Here is a 19,062-nt window from a genome sequence, read left to right on the forward strand (position 1 = left end):
GAGGTTGGTATCCTTGCAATGACACAACGGTATCTATTTGATACTGATAGCTTCAAAGGAACCTAGTTACCTCATGGATACTCAACAGCTCCCCGCCAATGTGCTGGATCCCAACTGTCCCTCGCGCGTGATCTTCCAGCGAATCGGCGACAAGTGGGCTTCACTGGTGATCCAGGTCCTGGGCGACGGTCCGGTTCGCTTCTCCGAGCTGCGCAAGATGGTCAGCGTGGTCACTCCCAAGGTCCTGACCCAGACGCTGCGTGCCCTGGAACGTGATGGACTGATCACCCGCACCATCCATGCCCAGGTTCCCCCGCGGGTGGACTACGAGCTCACTTCGATGGGCGAGTCCCTCCTGCAACCCTTGGCAATGCTGCGGGAATGGGCCGAGAGCCACGTGCCCAGCATCCTCGAAGCCCGCGATGCCTATGACGACGCGCAGGATTCGGCCGTGCTGGACTCTCCCAAGTAGGTCGCAATAGTGCGCGTTTAGAGGGCTCAAAACGCGCACTAATGCGACTTAGTTGGGTTGTGCGGCGGGGGTCAAGGCGCCGCTGAGCCGTCCGTCGCGCATGGTGGCCACCGAGTCCGTCAAGGGGAGGAACTCGGTGTCGTGGGTGACCATGACGGTGGCCGTGGAGAACTGGTCCGTGACACGGCGCAGAAGCCGCACGATCGATTCGCTCCGCTCGTGGTCCAGGGCAGCCGTGGGCTCGTCCACCAGCAGGACCGTTGGCTCCCCCATGAGCGCCCGCGCAATGTTGACCCTCTGGCGCTGGCCACCGGAGAGCTGGTGGGGCCGTTTGTTGCCGGCCTCGCCGAGCCCGACCACCTCCAGCAGTTCTTCGGCCTTCCGGCGGCCGTCTCGCGCAGCCCTCCCGCGCAGGTGCTCGCGGACCAGCAACTGCTCGACGGCGGTCAGCGACGGCAGGAGGTTGGGTTGCTGGAAGATGATGCCCACCTCGTCGCGGCGCAGCGTGGTGCGCTCGGCCTCCTTCAGCGCGGTGACATCCTGCCCATCAACGACGACGACGCCTGATGTGGGTTTGATGAGTGTTGCGGCCACTGCGAGGAGCGAGGATTTCCCCGACCCCGAAGGACCCACCAGGGACAGGAATTCGCCGCGGTTCACCCGGAGATCCACGGAGTCGAGGGCTTTGAGGGTTGAGGAACCGTCAGGGTATTCGAGGGAGACGTTGAGAAGACTAAGGGCAGACACGTGTATTCCTTTCAGGGAATGGATTAGTTGCCGCCGAGGGCAAGTAGGGGATCGACCTTTGTGACGCGCCGGACGGCAAGTACGGCGCCCGCCAGTCCAAGCACCATCACGCCGACCACGGGAAGCAAGGTGGTCACTGGAGTGACGAGGAAGGGAGCTGCCTTCGAGGCTGCCAATCCCCCGGCAAGTCCCAAGGCGCCGCCCACGGCCACTCCGGAGAGAAGGACCAACGCGGCCTGGGCCAATGCATCGCGAAGTACATATCCCGTGGAGCCACCCAGGGCCCGGAGCACGGCGATGTCGCGGGTGCGCTGAACGGTCCACACGGTCAGGAACGCGACGATGACCAGTGCGGAGATGCCATAGAGGAAGGCCTGCATCAGCATCAGCGAGCCGTTCTCGCTCTTGTAGGACCCGAGGGCCTGCAGAGACCCGGTCACGTCGGTGCTGACCGTCCCGGCCGCCGCATTGGCGGCTTCGACACCCACGGAGGCACCGGCGTCGTACGTCACTCCCAAGACCGTGGCGGTATCCGCTGCGGCATGCGCGATGGTTCGCCAATCGGACAAGGTGGTCCAGACGACGCCGGTGTGCGAGTACCACTGGTCCTCCACCACACCGGAGACGGTCAGCTCGGTGCCGCCAATGCGGACGCGGCTGCCGGGCTGGAGGCTCAGTTCTGCGGCCAAGGTCTTGCCGACCACCGCTGACCCTTCCTCCACAGCCGCAGGAGCCGTCGAACCACCGAAAACGGCAACGTTCGCCGTGCCGCTCGCTGCTCCGTCACCGGCCAAGGACTGGAACCTCGTCTGGCTGATGCCGAGCTCCTGCACCGAGGAAACACCGGGTTGGTCCCGCCACGCGTCCACCTGCCGCGGGGACACTTCCGACTCCGTGAACGAGGCTTTTGGCTCACTGCCGGCCGGCGCGCCGAAGACGATCTGCTGGAAAGGCAGGCCCTTGATGGCCGACGTCGACTGGTCGCCAAGTCCGGCCGTCAGCCCGGAAAGCATGACCAGCAGCAAAGTGATGAGGGCAACCACACTGCCCATGAGTGCGAAGCGGCCCTTCGCGAAACGAATGTCGCGGATGGCAAGAAACATCGGATTCCTTCGGTTGGGTGCGGGCTTTGTCCCGGCGCTATCCACTTTTCCGTCGTTGCTTCGCCGGCACATCGGGAACGGGATGGATTGCCCAGCGACGTGCGGTTGAGTGGCCCATCAACCGAATGGTTGATTCGCGCTTGATTCCGCGCATTTCAGCCTCGTCGAAGGACGGCCGCGGATACGCTGGGAAGCGTGAATGCCCATCAGAATGCGGAAGCGCCGGAAACCCCTACCGGTGCCGTGTTGCGCGTTCTGCGGGTGTGCCTCCACGTTGGCTTTGCCGTGCTGCTGGCCGTTGCCGTGATCCGGCTCCTGACGGGTGCGAGCGTTGCGCCCACCGCAGTCGCCCTGGCAGCTGGGCTCGGCCTTTCCGCTGCGCTGGCCCTCGTGTACCTTGCCGGGACAATCATGGAGAAACGGCACGCGAGCGGAGCTTCGGCGTTTGATCCCACGCCCTTCGCGCCTTGGTGGCTCGGCGCCGTGATGCTCCTTTGGCTCCTGCTTCTGCTGGTCAGCAGCGACTTTGCTTGGGTGGCGTTCCCACTCTTCTTCCTCCAGTTGCACGTCCTGCCGCGCCGCATCGCGCTGCCGGCGATTCTTGCGAGTACCGCACTGCTGGTGGGCGCTCTGTGGTTCCACGGCCGGGGAACGGCCGACGGCGGACTGCAGCTTGCGATGGTTTTGGGGCCAGTGTTTGGGGCTGGCTTCGCTGTGGTTACCGGAATGGCGTACCGGGCCTTGTTCAAGGAGGCCGAAAACCAGCGGCTCGTTGCTGAGGAACTTCGAAGCACCCGTGCCGAACTTGCCCGGACCCAGCACGAGGCCGGCATGGTCTCCGAACGTGAACGTTTGGCCCGCGAAATCCACGACACACTGGCCCAGGGTTTCTCCAGCATCATCCTGATGGGAAGGTCGGCGGAAAAGGCCCTGGTGGATGGGGACACCGAGACGGCGAAGGAACGTCTGAGGACGGTCCAGGAGACGGCTTCGGCCAATCTGGCTGAAGCGCGCAGCTTTGTCCGCGGCCTGCGTTCCCCCGACTTGGCGCAGTCCGGGCTCGTCGACACCCTTGCCCGGCTCTGCGGGAAGACGGAGACGGAGGCGGCTGCGCGGGGTACAGATTTGCGGTGCCGGTTCGAGTTGGTGGGCACGCCGGTGGAACTTCCCGGTTCCTACGAGACCACCTTGCTTCGGGCTGCCCAGGCTTCCCTCGCGAACGTGTGGGCGCACGCCCACGCGCGTGCCGCCGTCGTCACCCTGTCCTTTCCAGGCACCGAGGTGACCATGGACGTTTTCGACGACGGTATCGGTTTTGATCCGTCGACGGCGGCGGGTGCGGCGCGCGGCGACGGAACCGGCGTCGGGCTTTCGGGGCTGCGCGAGCGGTTGGTTGCGTTGAACGGCAGCCTGGAGATTGAGTCGGCGCCGGGCGAAGGCACAGTTGTTGCCATCCGCCTGCCACTTCCCGTGGAAGGAAACGCATGAACGACATCCGCGTACTCCTGGTGGATGATCATCCCGTAGTCCGTGCCGGACTCCGCGCGATGCTGGCCGATTTCGCCGGCGTGGACGTGGTGGCGGAGGCCTCGGATGGTGCTGCTGCGCTGGCGGAACTTCGACGGTTGGCTGCCGTGGGAGAGCCTGTGGACCTGGTGCTGATGGACCTCCAGATGGGCACTGGCATGGACGGAGTCACTGCGACGGGGAAGATCAAGGCAGGAGAGGCGGGCACTCCCCCGCCGCCCGTGCTGATCCTCACCACCTACGACACCGACGCCGACATCCTCGCCGCTGTGGAGGCGGGAGCGAGCGGATACATGCTCAAGGATGCGCCGCCGGAGCAGATCCGCCAGGCGGTAGTGTCTGCCGCAGCCGGGCAGACGGCTTTGGCGCCGGAAGTGGCTGCGCGGTTGATGGGGCGGATCAGGAATCCGTCTCCGGCGTTGAGTTCGAGGGAAGTCCAGTTGCTTGAACTCCTGGCAACGGGGATGAGCAACCGTGCCATGGCCAAGCAGTTGTTCATTTCCGAGGCAACCGTCAAGACGCACTTGGTGCACATCTATTCGAAGCTTGGCGTGGACAACCGAACGGCTGCGATCGCCGTTGCCACGCAGCGGAGGATCATCCGCGGGCGTTGATCCCCCGCCTGCCCAACTGGGTCGCATTAGTGCGCGTTTTGGGCCGTCAAAACGCGCACTAATGCGACCTACTTGGGTGTCAATTTTGGTGAAACGGTTGACCTCCGGCCGTTAACCAGTGACGATTAGTGCACGTTTCGTTATGAGTTAGATCACAAACTATCACTCGTCGAAAGTTGGCTCCCATGTCCGCACCCTCAAGAGGGCTGCCCCGCCCTGTCCCCCGAAGCAGTCGAAGAACCCTCGCCACGAAAGCCGCTTCGGTGGGTCTGGCATCACTCCTTCTCGCGGGAACCATCCCGGCTCTGACCTTCGCCGCAGCTGCCAATGCCGCTCCCGGCGACCCCGCAGCCATCAAGACCGTGGCGCCCGAGGTCCCGGTTGATACATCTGGTGTACCCCTCGGGGCGGTGACGGGATACGCCCAGTCCGGGAACGTCGTTGATCTTTCCTCGGAGAAGGGCGCCATCCGCGTAACGTTCCTGGACGACGGCAACTTCCGCCTCGAAGCCGACCCCAGCGGAAAGTTCACCGACCCGGCCAACACGGACCAAGGCGACCCTGCCCGGACGGCAAACATCGTGGTGGGCAAGGACAAATTCCCGGGGACCACTCCCACCGTCACTGACGGCGACTGGTTGGCACTTAAGACCGCCAAGATCAACGTCGAGATCAACAAGGCCACCACGCAGCTCCGCGTGCTCCGGGCGGACGGCTCCCTGGTGCTGCAAGAATCCGCGCCGCTCACGTTCGGCGCGACTACGGCCACGCAACACCTGGCCCCACAAGAAGGTGAGCAGTTCATCGGCGGCGGCATGCAGAATGGCCGCTCAGTCCACACCGGCGCGCTGATCAACATCGCCAGGAACTTCGATTGGGACGATGACGGTTACCCCAACGCTGTTCCGTACTACATGTCCAACAAGGGCTATGGCGTCCTGCGCGACACGTTTGCCCGCGGCTCCTACGACTTCGCCGGCCAAGCAACCACCACGCACGAGGAAAAGCGCTTCGACGCTTACTACTTCGTGGGCGACTACAAGCAGTCCCTCGGGGCCTACACGACGCTCACGGGCAAGCCGATGATGCCGCCCGTCTATGCCTTGGAATACGGCGACGCGGACTGCTACAACCGTTCCAACCCCGGCTATTCCTCGTCCGGCTACGGCGATCCCGACGGTGCCAAGCAAAAGACTCCCGACGCCATCAGAACTGCACGGAAGTTTGTGGAGAACGACATGCCCGCCGGTTGGATGCTGGTCAACGATGGCTACGGCTGCGAGTACCAGCAGCTCCCGGAAACCGTAGACAACATCGAGGACGAAACCAACCTCAAAGTCGGCTTGTGGACACAGCGCTCCCTCACCAACCAGGAATACGAAGTGGGCGAGGCCGGCGTCCGGCTCCGGAAGCTGGATGTCGCTTGGGTGGGGCAGGGTTATCGCCAGGCACTCACCGAGTGTGAAGCTGCGCACAACGGCATCGAACAGTTTTCGGACGCCCGAGGCACGGCGCTGATGGTGGAAGGTTGGGCCGGCTCCCAGCGGTGCGGCATGCAGTGGACCGGTGACCATTCAGGAAACCTCGACGCCGTCCGCTGGCAGGTCTCGGCCCTCACCGGAGCCGGGAACTCGGGTTTGGCGTTCTCTACGGGCGACGTTGACGGCATCTTCGGAGGCTCGCCTGAGTCCTACGTCCGCGATCTTCAGTGGAAGGCCTTCGCCCCTGCCTTGTACTCGATGTCAGGCTGGGCGGCGACGGACAAGCGGCCATGGCTCTACGGCGACGAAGCGACGGCGATCAACCGCCAGTACCTGCAGCTTCGCCAGCAATTAATGCCCTTCATCTACACCTTGGCCCAGGACTCATCGAAGACCGGCGTTTCCATGATGCGTTCCATGGCTCTTGAGTTCCCGGACCAGCAGTGGTCCTACGGTGCTGAGGCCAACAACCAGTTCATGCTCGGTTCCGACTTCCTCGTGGCACCGGTCTTCACGCAAACAAATGTCCGGGACGGCATATTTCTCCCGGCAGGCCAGCAGTGGGTGGATTACTGGACAGGCAAGCTCTATCAGGGCGGCCAGATCCTCAACGGCTACAACTCACCACTGGACAAACTTCCGGTGTTCGTGCGGGCCGGCGCAGTGATACCCCAAGGTATCGTGGCCCGCAACGCTTCCCTGGTGCCCGAGGATTCGCAGATCACCTTGGACGTCTACGCACAAGGGACCAACAGCTTCACGCTCTACGAGGATGACAAGGTCACCCGCCAGTACAAGGATGGAAAATCCTCGACGCAGCTTTTTGAAGTGGATGCGCCGGGCAAGGGCAACAGCAGCGTCAAAGTGACTGTAGGCGAGAGGAAGGGCGACTACTCCGGTAAGTCCGCAGCCCGTCCGTACCAGCTCAAGGTCCACGCCGGGGCTGCCCCGAAGGACATCAAGATCGGCGGAGCCAAGCTCACGCAACTGACCACCAAGTCCGCATACGACGCGGCAGACGCCGGATGGTTCTTTGACGATTCCAATAACGGAATCGTCTGGGTCAAGACTGGTTCAATCGCATCCAACAAATCAGCCACGGTGCAGTTGCAACAGGCCGGTCCGCTGGGCGGAAACAGCCAGGACGCGGCGGCGGCCGAGGTGCGGGTGACCACGGGACAGCAAGTGTTCCAGAACCAGGAGACCACTGTTACGGCGGCTTTCGTGAACACTGGCTCCAAGGCCAAGACGAACCTCCAACTCACCCCCGTCCTTCCCGAAGGATGGACAGTCCTCAGTTCGAACGTTGCCACGGCCGCCAAGGTCGAAGCCGGCGAGAGCGCTACGGCCACGTTCGTCATCTCCCCCAGCAGCAGCGCGAAGGCGGGGCAACAGACCGTCCGGGTCTCGGCGTCGTACGCTGCTGCGGACTCAAGCACGCAGTCGGTGACCGGCGGCAATTCCATCTACGTCGCCTACGGATCGCTGGCCGCGGCCTACAACACCGTCTCTGTCACCACCGTGGCGGGCAAGGCACTCGGAAACTTCGACGGCGGCGGGGCCACCTTCGCTGCCGAACAGCTGGCTGCCGCTGCGGTTCCGGCGGGTGGCGTCCGGCCGGGCAGCCAGGTGACGGTTGATGCAGGAAAGCCCACCCAGGTTGACTACACGTGGCCTGCTGTTGGACCGGACGTCCCCAACTCGGTGGCGTTGTCCGCCCAGACGATCGCGGTCAAGGGTAAGGGAACGCACTTGGCGGTGCTCGGATCGGCCGCAGTTGGCAATGGCACAAGCCCGGTGCTCACACTGACATATGCCGATGGAAGCATGGAAAAGCAATCCATCTTCTTCCCCAACTGGCTGCAGCCCTCGGCACTGAATGGTGCCGTGCTGGCGGTGTCCGAGCAGGGCCGGAACAACGCCAACGGGCCGTCGCCGGAGTACACGCAATACAAGTACCAGGCGTTCTCCAACACCGTCCGGCTGAATCCGACCAAGGAACTGGCGTCCGTCACCCTGCCTACCGATACGCGTGTGAAGTTCTTCGACTGGAAGGTGGTTTCACAGCCGCTGCCCGAGGTACCGCGCGGTTCCGTGTATGCGTCCGAGACCCCGTGGGTCCAGGCCCTCAACGGTTACGGCGTGATCGGCAAGAACGTGGCAAACAAGGACTCGGCGTCGTCTCCGGACAAGCCGTTGTCCATTAACTACACCGACCCTGCGACGGGCCAGCAGCCAAGCTTCAGCAAGGGGTTGGGCGTCCACGCGGCCTCGAAGATCACGTACTACCTGGGCGGCAAGTGCACCTCGTTCACCTCGCAGGTGGGTTTGGAGAGCGGCTTCGGCGGCAACATCATCTTCAAAGTCAACGTGGACGGTGTGAACAAGTACCAGTCGCGCACCTACACACCGGGATTTGCGCCGGAGGCGGTGAACGTGGACCTTACTGGTGCCGCCTACGTGGAGTTGGTGGTTGATCCGTCCGGTTCCATCAACGGCGCGCACGGCGTCTGGGGTGATGCCAAGTTCACTTGTGCTCCCTAGCTTGATCCGTTCACGCGGGCCGGCCACGCTCCTTCGCTGGGGCGGGCCGGCCTGTTCGGTCCGGGGTGTGGGCGCAGCGGGAAACTGTCAGAGGAACCCGGCATAATGGCGCAAATGGGGAAACTTAGGAATCTGGTTCTTGGACTCGTGACGCTGGTACTGGCCGGATCGCTGAGCGGCTGCGATGACGGTCGCTCAGGAGCGGAGAGCGCCGCCAAGCAGCTTGCCTCCGCCCTGGAAGCGCTCGACGTCGGGCAACTCGCCTTCGACGGGAAGGACGCCGCGGCTGCCAATGACGAACTCAAAGCCGTGGTGGGAGGGCTCGATGCAAAGCCGTCGGTCCAGTCCGGCGAGCTGAAACTGGACGGCGATGCCGCCACCGTTCCCTTGAACTACAGCTGGAACATCGGTTCGGCCAAATGGGAATACAGCCTGGATGCCAAGCTGAAGAAATCGGGCGATAAGTGGGCTGTCGAGTGGTCGCCGGGACTCCTTGCGCCACAACTCACGGACGGGCAGACCTTGTCTGCAAAGACGGTGTCCGCCCAGCGAGGGCAGATCCTGGGTGCCGGCGATGCCCCGATCGTTGAGGACCGCCCGGTTTTCCGTGTAGGAATCGACAAAACCAAAGTCCCCGAAGACCAGTCCGACGCCTCGGCCCGCGCCATGGCTGCGCTGCTCGGCTTGAACGTTGACGATTACGCCAAGCAGGTGGCGGCCTCCGGATCCCAGGCCTTCGTGGAGGGTATCGTCCTGCGTGCGTACACCGCCGACATCACCGAAGCGAAGATCAAGGCCATTCCTGGCGGTGTGAGCATCCTGGACTCCATGGCCCTTGCCCCCACACGTACCTTCGCGCGGGCCCTCCTGGGCAGCGTTGGCCAAGCCAGCGCAGAGCAGATCGAGAAGTCCAACGGAGCGCTCCGGGCCGGGGATACTACCGGTACCGGCGGACTGCAGCAGAAATACGACTCCCTGCTTCGTGGCAAGGACGGCGTTGAGGTGGTTGCAACGGCCAAGGCTGCGTCCGAAGGCGCGGCTCCCGAAACCAAGGTCCTCTTCTCCACTCCGGCCCAGGCCGGAACCACGCTCAAGACGACGCTGGACCTGAAACTCCAGCAGCTCGCCGAAGAAACACTCGCGGGAGTTGAACCGGCTTCGGCCATCGTCGCCCTCAAGCCATCCACGGGAGCCGTGCTTGCTGCGGCGTCCGGCCCGGGAAGCAACGGCTACAACACGGCACTGTTGGGGCAATACGCGCCCGGTTCCACCTTCAAGATTGTTGATTCCCTGGCCATGTTCCGGAACGGCGCCACTCCGGATTCCAAGGTCGACTGTCCCTCCACAGTGACCGTGGATGGCAGGACCTTCAAGAACTCCGAAGGCTACCCCGAGAGCTCCTTGGGCAACGTGGCACTTCGGGATGCCTTCGCCCACTCCTGCAATACGGCCTTCATCAACGCGCGGGATACCGTCAGCCAGGATCAGCTCGAATCGGCCGCCACGGCCCTTGGTGTTGCTGTTGAGGCCCCCAATCTGGGTGCCGATGCCTTCCTCGGTTCCGTCCCGGGCGAGGCCGCCGGTACTGAGCATGCGGCCTCCATGATCGGTCAAGGCAAGGTGCTGTTCTCGCCGCTGTCGGCAGCGATCATGGCGGCGTCGGTCGCCAACGGAGCCCCCGTTTCACCCCAGCTGGTGCTCAACGCCGACGCCGCTGGAACCCAAACGCAGAACCCGGACGCCGGTACGGGCGCTGCGGAAGGCGGCACCGCATCGCCGTCGTCCGCTTCCGCAACGGTGCCGGCGTCACCTGCCTCAACCAAACCGATCACCAAGGAAGAAGCCACGGCGCTATCCGACATGATGCGTGCCGTAGTGACCTCCGGGCACGCAGGATTCCTCTCGCAGGTTCCCGGAGCGCCCGTGGGTGCCAAGACGGGAACAGCCGAATTCGGAAACGACAATCCGCCAAAGACGCACGCATGGATCGTTGCGGTGCACGGCGACCTCGCCGTTGCCGTGTTCGTCGAGGATGGCGGACTGGGTGCCACCACCAGCGGTCCTTTGTTGAAGACGTTCCTGACGGCTGCCGGATGATGAGGGAGTAAGCATGGAAACCAGCAATACCCAGTGCTTGGTGGTCGGCGGAGGGCCGGCCGGGATAGTTCTGGGTTTATTGCTGGCGCGTGCCGGGGTCCGCGTGACCGTGCTCGAGAAGCATGCCGATTTCCTGCGTGACTTCCGGGGCGACACCGTGCACGCTTCCACCGTGCGGCTCCTCGATGAGCTGGGCCTTGGCGAAGGATTCCGCAAGCTTCCCCAGAGCAGGCTGGATAATTTCCGCCTGCCGACTGAATCCGGTGATTCAGTGGTGCTCGCGGACTTCGGGCTCCTCAAGGCTCCCTATAACTACGTTGCCATGGTGCCGCAATGGGATTTGCTGGACTTCCTGGTTGCGGCGGCCCGGGAGGAACCGTCCTTTACCCTGCGGATGGATACTGAGGCCACGGATCTGGTCAGGGATGACTTGGGCGGCGTGGTGGGTGTCAGGTTCCGCAGGCGGGACCCCGCCAGCGGCGAAACCATGGAAACCGGCGTGCTCCAGGCAGGCCTGACCGTTGCCTGCGATGGACGGGGCTCCATACTGCGCCACCGCGCCGGGTTGGTGCCGCAGGAGTTTGCCGTCCCCTTCGATACCTGGTGGTTCAGGCTTCCGCGCAAAGCTGACGAGCACGATCCCGTAACGTCCATCTCTCCACGCTTCGGACGTGGCGACGTGCTGTTGAGCCTGACCCGCAAGGATTACCACCAGATTGCGTACCTTGCGGCCAAGGGGCTGGATGCGACGTTGAGGAGCGAGGGCATTGCGGCTTTCCGGGATCGCATTTCGCGTTTGCGGCCGGACCTCGCTGATCGTGTGGAACACGTGACTTCCTTCGACGACGTTCATCTGTTGGATGTCAAGCTCAACCGCTTGAGGCAATGGCACCGCCCTGGCCTGCTGCTGATCGGAGATGCGGCCCATGCGATGTCGCCGGCTGGCGGAGTGGGCATCAACCTGGCCATCCAGGATGCAGTTGCGGCTGCCCGCATCATCCCCGGGCCACTTCTCAGTGGAACGCTCGACGACGGCCACCTCGCCAAGGTGCAAAAGCGCCGCTGGATGCCAACAGTGACGGTGCAGACGTTCCAGCGTGTGCTGCACCGGGGAGTGTTTGCCCGGGTCATGGCTGGCGGGGAAGCCAAACCGCCCAAACCTCTCTTGTTCGTGACGCGGCGCTTCCCCGCCTTCCGCAAACTGCCAGCGAGGATGATCGCGTTCGGCCCTCGTCCGGAGCATGCCCCGGACTTCGCCCGGCGGAAGCCGGACGCTTGACCCCGGGGTCAGGCCGTCCGCACCCCCGGCGGCGAGTACCGCCGTCGAGCATTAAGTCTTGGCGTGGGAAGATTGGGCGGTGGCCCATATTGACGTTTCCGGCATCGACTACTTCCTCTCCGACGGCACCCAACTGCTCAACGGCGTGACTTTCAAGGTCCCCGATGGCACCAAGACGGCGCTGATCGGGCCCAACGGTACCGGCAAGACGACGCTGTTCAAGATCATCGCCGGTGACCTGACACCGGATGAAGGCGTGGTGGGACGTTCGGGGAACATGGGCATCATGCGGCAGTTCGTGGGCCAGGTCCGCGATGAATCCACTGTTCGGGACCTGTTGGTCTCCAGCGCCCAGCCGGGCCTAGCCAAAGCGGCCAAAGCCGTTGAAGAAGCCGAGCTGGCCATGATGGAGCACGACGACGAGCCCACCCAAATGCGCTACGCCCAGGCGATCGTCGACTGGGGCGATGCCGGCGGCTACGACGTGGAGACCGTGTGGGACGAGGTGTGCATGGCTGCGTTGGGTATCTCGTTCGATAAAGCCCAGTTCCGCCGTGCGTCTACCCTTTCCGGCGGTGAGCAGAAGCGCCTGGTTCTGGAAGCGTTGTTCGCCGGGGCGGACGAACTCCTGCTCCTCGACGAACCGGACAACTACCTCGATGTACCCGGCAAGCGCTGGCTCGAGTCCAAGCTCAACGAGTCCAAGAAGACCGTCCTGTTCATCAGCCATGACCGCGAGCTCCTCAACAACGCGGCGGGCCGCATCGTGACGCTTGAGCCCGGCATCAACGGTGCGGGGGCCTGGATCCACGGCGGCGGGTTTGGCTCGTACGTTGAGGCACGTGCAGACCGGAACGCGCGTTTTGAGGAACTCCGCAAGCGTTGGGACGAGGAGCATGTGAAGCTCAAGGAACTCGTCAACATGTACAAGAACAAGGCTGCGTTCCGCTCGGATATGGCCAACCGGTATCAGGCCGCCCAGACCCGTCTGGCCAAGTTCCTGGAGGCTGGCCCACCGGAAGCCCTGCCGATTGAGCAGAACGTCCGCATGCGCCTCAAGGGCGGCCGCACTGCCAAGCGTGCCGTGGTGGCAGAGAAGCTCGAGCTGACGGGGCTCATGAAGCCGTTTTCCACGGAGATCTGGTTCGGTGACCGGGTGGGCGTGCTCGGGTCCAACGGCTCGGGCAAGAGCCATTTCCTGCGGTTGCTCGCCACCGGTGGCACGGACCCGGAGCGGGAGCACTTGCCGGTTTCCGACGTCGTGATCGCTGAAGTCCCGCACGAGGGGACCGTGAAGCTGGGTGCCAGGATCCGTCCCGGCTTCTTTGCCCAGACGCACGTCCGGCCGGATCTCCTGGGCCGTACGTTGCTGGAAATCCTGCACCGGGGCGACGAGCACCGATCAGGCCTGCCTCGCGAAGCGGCTGCTGGTGCCTTGGATTCGTACGGCCTGGCCGGGCAATCTGAACAGAGATACGAATCCTTGTCCGGTGGCCAGCAAGCGCGGTTCCAGATTCTGCTCCTGCAGCTCTCGGGCGCGACGTTGCTGCTCCTCGATGAGCCGACCGACAACCTGGACCTCCACTCAGGCGAAGCCCTTGAACGTGCGATCGATGCGTTCGAAGGTACTGTCCTGGCCGTGACGCACGACCGCTGGTTCGCCAAGTCCTTCGACCGGTTCCTGGTGTTCGGCTCGGACGGCAAGGTGTACGAGTCGGAGGAACCCGTCTGGGACGAGAAGCGGGTGGAACGCGCCCGCTGACGCTCTCTCACAAAACGCCCGCTTCAGGCGAACGCTCTCGCAGTCCACTGCGAGAGCGTTCCAGTTTAAGGGGGTTTATGTGAGAGAGCGTCGGAAATGAGCAAATGATCACACATGATGATTAAATGCGCACCCTATTGCTAGGCTGTAGGCATGCGTACTGCCGACCGCCATCGATTCATTGGGGAGATGCTCCGCGCCCGTGAGGCGGTGACCGTGGAGGAGCTCGTTGCTGAGTGTGGAGCCTCCGGGGCCACCATCCGGCGCGACTTGGAGATCCTCGCTGCGAATGGCGTCCTGAAGCGGGTCCATGGCGGCGCCCGCAGCCTGCTGGCCCGTGGCGAAAACCCCGGCTATGGCCAACGTGAACTCGAAGAGCGCGAGGCCAAAATCCGAATCGCCAAGGCTGTTGACGGGCTTCTCCGGGACCGAGAACACGTGTGGCTGGACAGCGGATCCACGGCCACGGAAATCGCCCGGCTGCTCCGTCCACGAGAACTCACCGTCATGCCCATGTCCCTCCACAGCGTGGAGGCACTTGCGGGAGGCAGGGCAGAACTCATCCTTCCCGGAGGCCGGCTCGTTCCGGGAGAACAGTCCTTCCGGGGCCCCATGGCCGAATCCAACATCCGTTCACTGCGCTTCGACACCGCGATCGTGACCCCCTGCGCGTTCAACCTCAGGGACGGGCTGCTGGCCCACGACCTCGATGATGCGGCCGTGAAGCGCTCCGGACTCGAATCTGCCTCAAGGGTGATCGCGGCCGGTTCCGGAAGCAAATGGAATGCCGGCGCCGTGGCGTTGGTTGCCGCCATGGACACCGTCGATGTCATCGTGACAGACCTCGAACCATCCCCAGAAGACCTTGCCCGGCTCGACAAACTCTCCGTGGAAGTTGTGATTGCATGACCACCAGCACCCGAACCGTACCCAACGTGAACGCCGCCGCCATCGCAACTTTCCTGATCTTTGGCATGAATGGCTTGGTCTTTGCCAGTTGGGCGGCCCGTATTCCGGCCGTGACGGAGGCCCTTAGCCTGACGTCCGGCCAGATGGGTACCCTGCTGCTCTGCACCGCCGTTGGGTCTCTGCTGGCGCTGCCTTCCGCCGGATGGGTAGTGGGCCGCATAGGAACTGCCAATACCGTTCGCGCGGCTGGGCTGGTGGTGGGCGCCGCGGGAACGGCCATCGCCCTCTCCCTCATGGCTGCCTCGGTTCCGGCCACGGCCATTGCGCTCTTCTTTTTCGGCATCGGAATCGGGCTGTGGGACGTTGCCCAGAACATCGAAGGCGCCGACGTCGAACACCGACTCAAGCGGACCATCATGCCGCAGTTCCATGCTGCGTTCAGCGGTGGCGCTTTCATCGGCGCCCTGATTGGCGCAGGCCTCTCGCAAATCGGTGTTGGCCTTCCCGAACACCTGCTGGTTATCGCTCTCATTGCTGTGACGCTCGCCCTGACCGCGCCCCGGTTCTTCCTCCCGCACCAAGCGGCCGTCACGGAAACGCACGACGACGGCACGGCACCCAAGAAGGGCCCCTCGGCTTGGCGGGACGGCAGGACGCTGCTCATCGGCGTCGTGGTCTTGGGCGCAACCCTCACCGAGGGTGCCGGCAACGACTGGATTGCAAAGGCCGCGGTGGACGGGCTTGGCTCATCCGAAGCTACCGGCGCACTGCTGTTCGCGCTGTTCGTGGCTGCGATGACTGCCATGCGCTTCGTGGGCGGCAAGGCGATCGACAAGTTTGGCCGCGTGGCGGTACTCCGCGCCAGCATGGCTGCTGCCGCACTTGGCCTGGCCCTGTTCGTGTTCGCGGACAATGTGGTCCTCGCGGCCATCGGCGCTGCCCTGTGGGGAATCGGCGCAGCCTTGGCCTTCCCGATGGGGATGTCCGCCGCCGCCGACGATCCCAAGCACGCTGCCGCACGAGTATCAGTCGTCTCCACCATCGGCTACGTCGCGTTCCTGGCCGGGCCTCCGCTTTTGGGCTACCTCGGTGACCACACAGGAATCCACAACGCACTGCTCGCTATCGGGGCGCCTATTCTTGTGGCCCTGTTGCTCGCCGGCGTTGCGAAGCCCTTGCCCGCCAAATAGGTTCAATGCCGGCTGGTTCATTCTCCGTGATGCATATATCCCGGAACGGCCACCAGAGCAATAGCACAATCCCGGTTGCGAGGCAGGCCCCGCCCAAGACATCACTGAGCCAGTGGGCTGAAAGATAGGTCCGGCTGATCATCATGGCCAGGATGCCAAGGGTGGCCAGGGCCTTGATCCAGAACCGGTCGATGAGCACCACCAGGACTACCAGGAACGTGGTCGTAGCCGATACATGCCCGGAAGGGTATGAACCTGTATCGGTCAAGACCTTGGCGCCTTCGGGTCGGTGGCGTCCCACCACAACCTTGGCCAGCTGGGTGACGGCCAGGGCTGAGAGACCGGTGAGTACGACGAAGAATGCGGTCTTGGGCCGCTGCCATAGGAGAAGCGCCACAGCCAGGATCAACTGCAACACGAGCATCCCCACGTAACCCAGGGCGTTCAGCACAAGATTCAGCTGGTCCCAGAACGGTGAGTGCAGTGTGAACACATAGGCCTGCCACATGGTGTCCACGCCGTTGAACGCGGGCTCACCTTGTCCGGCAAGGATGAGTGCCCCGGGGACGGCGAAAGCGCAAAGCAATAGCACGGCGGGAGTGACGATCTGCCAAGTGGGCCGTTGGCGCGGCTGCAGGAAGCGGACCATCCCCTCATGGTAGTCAGCGGGGCTGGAACGTCGCGGAGCGCCCCGGGTCAACGTCAGGTATCGGCGCTACTCTGGTCTGATGCAACGCTTCCTGCGTAAAGGTCCAAAGCACGTTGCCAGGTTTGACCATTTCCTGGTGAGGGCGGTCTCGCGCCAGCCCCAGGGCGACCACGACGACTTTTTCCGGCAACTTTCCGCCGCCGCCACCAAAGGCAAACTTTGGTTCGGCATCGCAGGAATCATGGCCACCGTTCCGGGAAAACCACGTCGTGCTGCGCTCCATGGCCTGCTGGCGCTGGGTGTAGCTTCTGCGGTCACCAATCTCGTGTTCAAGACGGCACTCCCCCGCAGGCGGCCACTCCCCGAACACCTGCCCGTTTTCCGTTTCGTAAATCCGCAGCCCGTCAGTTCGTCCATGCCGTCGGGCCATTCCGCTTCCGCCGTGGCGTTTGCTGTTGGCGCGGGGCTGGTTTCACCCTCCATCGGACTGGCCCTGGCTCCCGTTGCCGCCGGCGTTGCCTACTCCAGGGTCCATACGGGTGCCCACTGGCCCTCCGACGTAGTACTTGGTTCCGCCTTGGGCGCGGGCGCCGCCCTGGTGACCCGTAAGTGGTGGCCGAGCAAACCACCGGAACCCACTCCGCGGCGGACGCCCGTGGAGCTTCCCGTGATATCCGACGGCGGTGGGCTGAGCATCGCGGTCAACACGATGGGCGGTTCTTACTCCCCTGAGACCGGTGACCTGCTCCGCAAGATATTCCCCAAAGCGTATATTCACGAAATCGCCGAGGGTGAAGACGTCGAGGCGGAGATCGCTGCTGCGGCCACCAAATCCGGCACGATTGCCTTGGGTGTGTGGGGCGGTGACGGGACGGTCGGCACTGCGGCGGCCGCCGCCGTCGAACATTCCCTGCCGCTCCTGGTCCTGCCGGGTGGAACGCTGAACCATTTTGCCCGGGACCTCGGCGTCGGTTCCATGGACGATGTCCTGAAAGCGGCAGGCGATGGGTCTGGCGCGTTGGTGGACCTCGGCAACGTTGTTGTGCAACGGGGCATGCCTGATTCGCCCGAAACCAGCGAACTGGCGATGCTCAACACAGCCAGCGTCGGGGTCTATCCAAACTTGGTGCGGCGCCGCGAACGCCTGCAGCCGGCACTGGGCAAGCCGCTGGCTGGGCTGGTTGCTTCGCTGCGGACCTTCGCCGTCAATTCGCCGACCACCCTCTTGGTGAATGGTGCCAGGCACAAACTCTGGATCCTGTATATGGGCCGCGGCCGGTACTATCCGAGGGATCACGCGCCGCTTCGTCGTCCGGTGCTGGATGACGGCGTCTTCGATCTTCGGATGATCACAGCGGATGAGCCATTCGCGCGTGCCCGCTTGCTGTGGGCCGTGGTGACGGGCACGGTGGCCGCATCCAAGGTGACGCACCTGGCAGAGGGCACCAAGGTGAGCATCGAGGCCATAGGGGAGCCGCTGGTACTGGCCGTCGATGGTGAACCGAAAGCCGGTGTCCGGAGCGCCGGGTTCAACGTCCGAACGCGGCATTTGAGGGTTTATTCTCCCCTCGCCACCGCTGACTGATCGAGCCGCGACTCCCCGGGATCATCCGGGAGGATTACCCTGACTGAACCCTGAATCATCCCTGGGACAGGCGATTTCTGCCCCGTGCGTGGCTAGCGTTTTAAGTACATTCAAGACTCATCCGCACAGACATGTGCTCAGGGAGGGAACGCTTCCATGATCGAAGCAAAAGGCCTGACGAAGGTCTACGGCGAGAAGACCGCCGTCGGCGGTGTCAGTTTTACGGTCCAGGCCGGCCGCGTTACGGGGTTCCTTGGCCCGAACGGCGCCGGAAAGTCCACCACGATGCGCATGATCATGGGGCTGGATACGCCGACGGCGGGCTCCGTGACCGTGAACGGCGTACCGTTCGCCAAGCACATTGCGCCCTTGCGCGAGATTGGTGCCCTGCTGGATGCCAAGGCTGTCCACACGAGCCGCACGGCCTACAACCACCTTCTCGCCATGGCAGCAACGCACAGCATTCCCAAAGCGCGCGTTCGCGAAGTCATTGAGATGACCGGCTTGGGGGACGTCGCCAAGAAGAAGGTCAAAGGATTCTCGCTTGGAATGGGCCAGCGCCTGGGCATTGCCGCGGCGTTGCTGGGCGACCCCCAGACGATCATCCTCGATGAGCCGGTCAACGGCCTCGACCCTGAAGGTGTGGTGTGGGTCCGAAACCTGGTCAAGTATCTCGCCTCGGAAGGTCGCACCGTCTTCCTGTCCAGCCACCTCATGAGTGAAATGGCCCTGACGGCGGACCATCTTATTGTCATCGGCCGAGGAAAGATCATCGCGGACGCCCCGATCGCCGAGATCATCACGGGCAAGGGACAGACACGGACCCGGGTCCGCACGGACAAGCCTGAACAACTTATGCAGCTCTTGGCCGGGCCGGGTGTTTCTGTTGAAGTGCATGAGCGTGAACTGCTGGAAGTCAGCGGCCTCGACCCACGCGGCATCGCCCGGACCGCCTTGGACAACCAAGTCATGGTCTACGAACTCACTCCGTTGCAGGCAAGTCTTGAAGAGGCCTACATGGAACTGACCAAGGACGAGGTGGAGTACCACTCGCACATCACTGCCGGGGATTCCGTTCCCGCCCAAGCCGGAGGGAAATAGAC

The 19,062-nt window shown here is 63.6% G+C and carries 14 protein-coding genes; 11 read left to right on the forward strand and 3 right to left on the reverse strand.

Annotated features, from left to right (window positions below):
- Positions 1–73 precede the first annotated feature (73 nt).
- Complete coding sequence (locus ACFVSJ_RS14570; protein WP_387437548.1) at positions 74–472, forward strand: winged helix-turn-helix transcriptional regulator; 399 nt, start codon at positions 74–76, stop codon at positions 470–472.
- A gap of 48 nt (positions 473–520) precedes the next feature.
- On the opposite strand, the gene ACFVSJ_RS14575 is transcribed toward ACFVSJ_RS14570, so the two are convergent.
- Entirely contained in the window at positions 521–1,219 is a 699-nt protein-coding gene (locus tag ACFVSJ_RS14575) for an ABC transporter ATP-binding protein (RefSeq protein ID WP_387437550.1), read from the reverse strand.
- Between the two features lie 23 nt (positions 1,220–1,242).
- Positions 1,243–2,322: an ABC transporter permease gene (locus ACFVSJ_RS14580; RefSeq protein ID WP_387437552.1), complete on the reverse strand. Its 1,080-nt coding sequence runs from the start codon at positions 2,320–2,322 to the stop codon at positions 1,243–1,245.
- A gap of 195 nt (positions 2,323–2,517) precedes the next feature.
- On the opposite strand from ACFVSJ_RS14580, the gene ACFVSJ_RS14585 reads away from it, so the two are divergent.
- From ACFVSJ_RS14585 to ACFVSJ_RS14620, 8 genes are all read left to right on the forward strand, one after another.
- Positions 2,518–3,810 carry a sensor histidine kinase gene (locus ACFVSJ_RS14585; protein WP_387437553.1) on the forward strand — a complete coding sequence of 431 codons (1,293 nt, stop codon included), beginning with the start codon at positions 2,518–2,520 and terminating at the stop codon, positions 3,808–3,810.
- Entirely contained in the window at positions 3,807–4,463 is a 657-nt protein-coding gene (locus tag ACFVSJ_RS14590) for a response regulator (RefSeq protein WP_387437555.1), read from the forward strand. The genes ACFVSJ_RS14585 and ACFVSJ_RS14590 overlap by 4 nt, the downstream gene beginning before the upstream one ends.
- Before the next feature lie 263 nt (positions 4,464–4,726).
- Entirely contained in the window at positions 4,727–8,488 is a 3,762-nt protein-coding gene (locus ACFVSJ_RS14595; protein ID WP_387437557.1) for an NPCBM/NEW2 domain-containing protein, read from the forward strand.
- A 114-nt stretch (positions 8,489–8,602) separates the two neighbouring features.
- A complete protein-coding gene (locus ACFVSJ_RS14600) occupies positions 8,603–10,585 on the forward strand; it encodes a penicillin-binding transpeptidase domain-containing protein (RefSeq protein ID WP_387437558.1) in 1,983 nt (660 codons plus the stop codon).
- Positions 10,586–10,598: 13 nt separating this feature from the next.
- On the forward strand, positions 10,599–11,864 hold the full coding sequence (locus tag ACFVSJ_RS14605; RefSeq protein ID WP_387437559.1) for an FAD-dependent oxidoreductase: 1,266 nt from the start codon (positions 10,599–10,601) through the stop codon (positions 11,862–11,864).
- Positions 11,865–11,943: 79 nt separating this feature from the next.
- Positions 11,944–13,626, forward strand: coding sequence for an ABC-F family ATP-binding cassette domain-containing protein (locus ACFVSJ_RS14610; RefSeq protein ID WP_387437647.1), 1,683 nt, complete (start codon positions 11,944–11,946; stop codon positions 13,624–13,626).
- Positions 13,627–13,779: 153 nt separating this feature from the next.
- Positions 13,780–14,535 carry a DeoR/GlpR family DNA-binding transcription regulator gene (locus ACFVSJ_RS14615; protein WP_387437560.1) on the forward strand — a complete coding sequence of 252 codons (756 nt, stop codon included), beginning with the start codon at positions 13,780–13,782 and terminating at the stop codon, positions 14,533–14,535.
- A complete protein-coding gene (locus ACFVSJ_RS14620) occupies positions 14,532–15,725 on the forward strand; it encodes an MFS transporter (RefSeq protein WP_387437561.1) in 1,194 nt (397 codons plus the stop codon). Before ACFVSJ_RS14615 ends, ACFVSJ_RS14620 begins: the two co-directional genes overlap by 4 nt.
- On the opposite strand, the gene ACFVSJ_RS14625 is transcribed toward ACFVSJ_RS14620, so the two are convergent.
- Entirely contained in the window at positions 15,670–16,374 is a 705-nt protein-coding gene (locus tag ACFVSJ_RS14625) for a phosphatase PAP2 family protein (protein ID WP_387437563.1), read from the reverse strand. The two genes, ACFVSJ_RS14620 and ACFVSJ_RS14625, sit on opposite strands and share 56 nt — an antisense overlap.
- A gap of 79 nt (positions 16,375–16,453) precedes the next feature.
- Here ACFVSJ_RS14625 and ACFVSJ_RS14630 point away from each other — a divergent pair, with 79 nt between their 5' ends.
- Together ACFVSJ_RS14630 and ACFVSJ_RS14635 are read left to right on the forward strand one after the other, a co-directional pair.
- A complete protein-coding gene (locus ACFVSJ_RS14630; protein ID WP_387437564.1) occupies positions 16,454–17,959 on the forward strand; it encodes a bifunctional phosphatase PAP2/diacylglycerol kinase family protein in 1,506 nt (501 codons plus the stop codon).
- A gap of 156 nt (positions 17,960–18,115) precedes the next feature.
- A complete protein-coding gene (locus ACFVSJ_RS14635; protein WP_387437565.1) occupies positions 18,116–19,060 on the forward strand; it encodes an ABC transporter ATP-binding protein in 945 nt (314 codons plus the stop codon).
- The last annotated feature ends 2 nt before the right edge of the window (positions 19,061–19,062 follow it).

The sequence above is a fragment of the Paenarthrobacter sp. NPDC058040 genome (assembly GCF_042885775.1).
Taxonomy (GTDB): domain Bacteria; phylum Actinomycetota; class Actinomycetes; order Actinomycetales; family Micrococcaceae; genus Arthrobacter.

What these genes read in the sequence shown, in the direction of transcription:
- ACFVSJ_RS14570 (WP_387437548.1), top strand. Translation starts at nt 74, where the DNA reads ATGGATACTCAACAGCTCCCCGCCAATGTGCTGGATCCCAACTGTCCC.
- ACFVSJ_RS14580 (WP_387437552.1), bottom strand. Translation starts at nt 2,322, where the DNA reads ATGTTTCTTGCCATCCGCGACATTCGTTTCGCGAAGGGCCGCTTCGCA.
- ACFVSJ_RS14590 (WP_387437555.1), top strand. Translation starts at nt 3,807, where the DNA reads ATGAACGACATCCGCGTACTCCTGGTGGATGATCATCCCGTAGTCCGT.
- ACFVSJ_RS14600 (WP_387437558.1), top strand. Translation starts at nt 8,603, where the DNA reads ATGGGGAAACTTAGGAATCTGGTTCTTGGACTCGTGACGCTGGTACTG.
- ACFVSJ_RS14605 (WP_387437559.1), top strand. Translation starts at nt 10,599, where the DNA reads ATGGAAACCAGCAATACCCAGTGCTTGGTGGTCGGCGGAGGGCCGGCC.
- ACFVSJ_RS14615 (WP_387437560.1), top strand. Translation starts at nt 13,780, where the DNA reads ATGCGTACTGCCGACCGCCATCGATTCATTGGGGAGATGCTCCGCGCC.
- ACFVSJ_RS14620 (WP_387437561.1), top strand. Translation starts at nt 14,532, where the DNA reads ATGACCACCAGCACCCGAACCGTACCCAACGTGAACGCCGCCGCCATC.
- ACFVSJ_RS14625 (WP_387437563.1), bottom strand. Translation starts at nt 16,374, where the DNA reads ATGGTCCGCTTCCTGCAGCCGCGCCAACGGCCCACTTGGCAGATCGTC.
- ACFVSJ_RS14630 (WP_387437564.1), top strand. Translation starts at nt 16,454, where the DNA reads ATGCAACGCTTCCTGCGTAAAGGTCCAAAGCACGTTGCCAGGTTTGAC.
- ACFVSJ_RS14635 (WP_387437565.1), top strand. Translation starts at nt 18,116, where the DNA reads ATGATCGAAGCAAAAGGCCTGACGAAGGTCTACGGCGAGAAGACCGCC.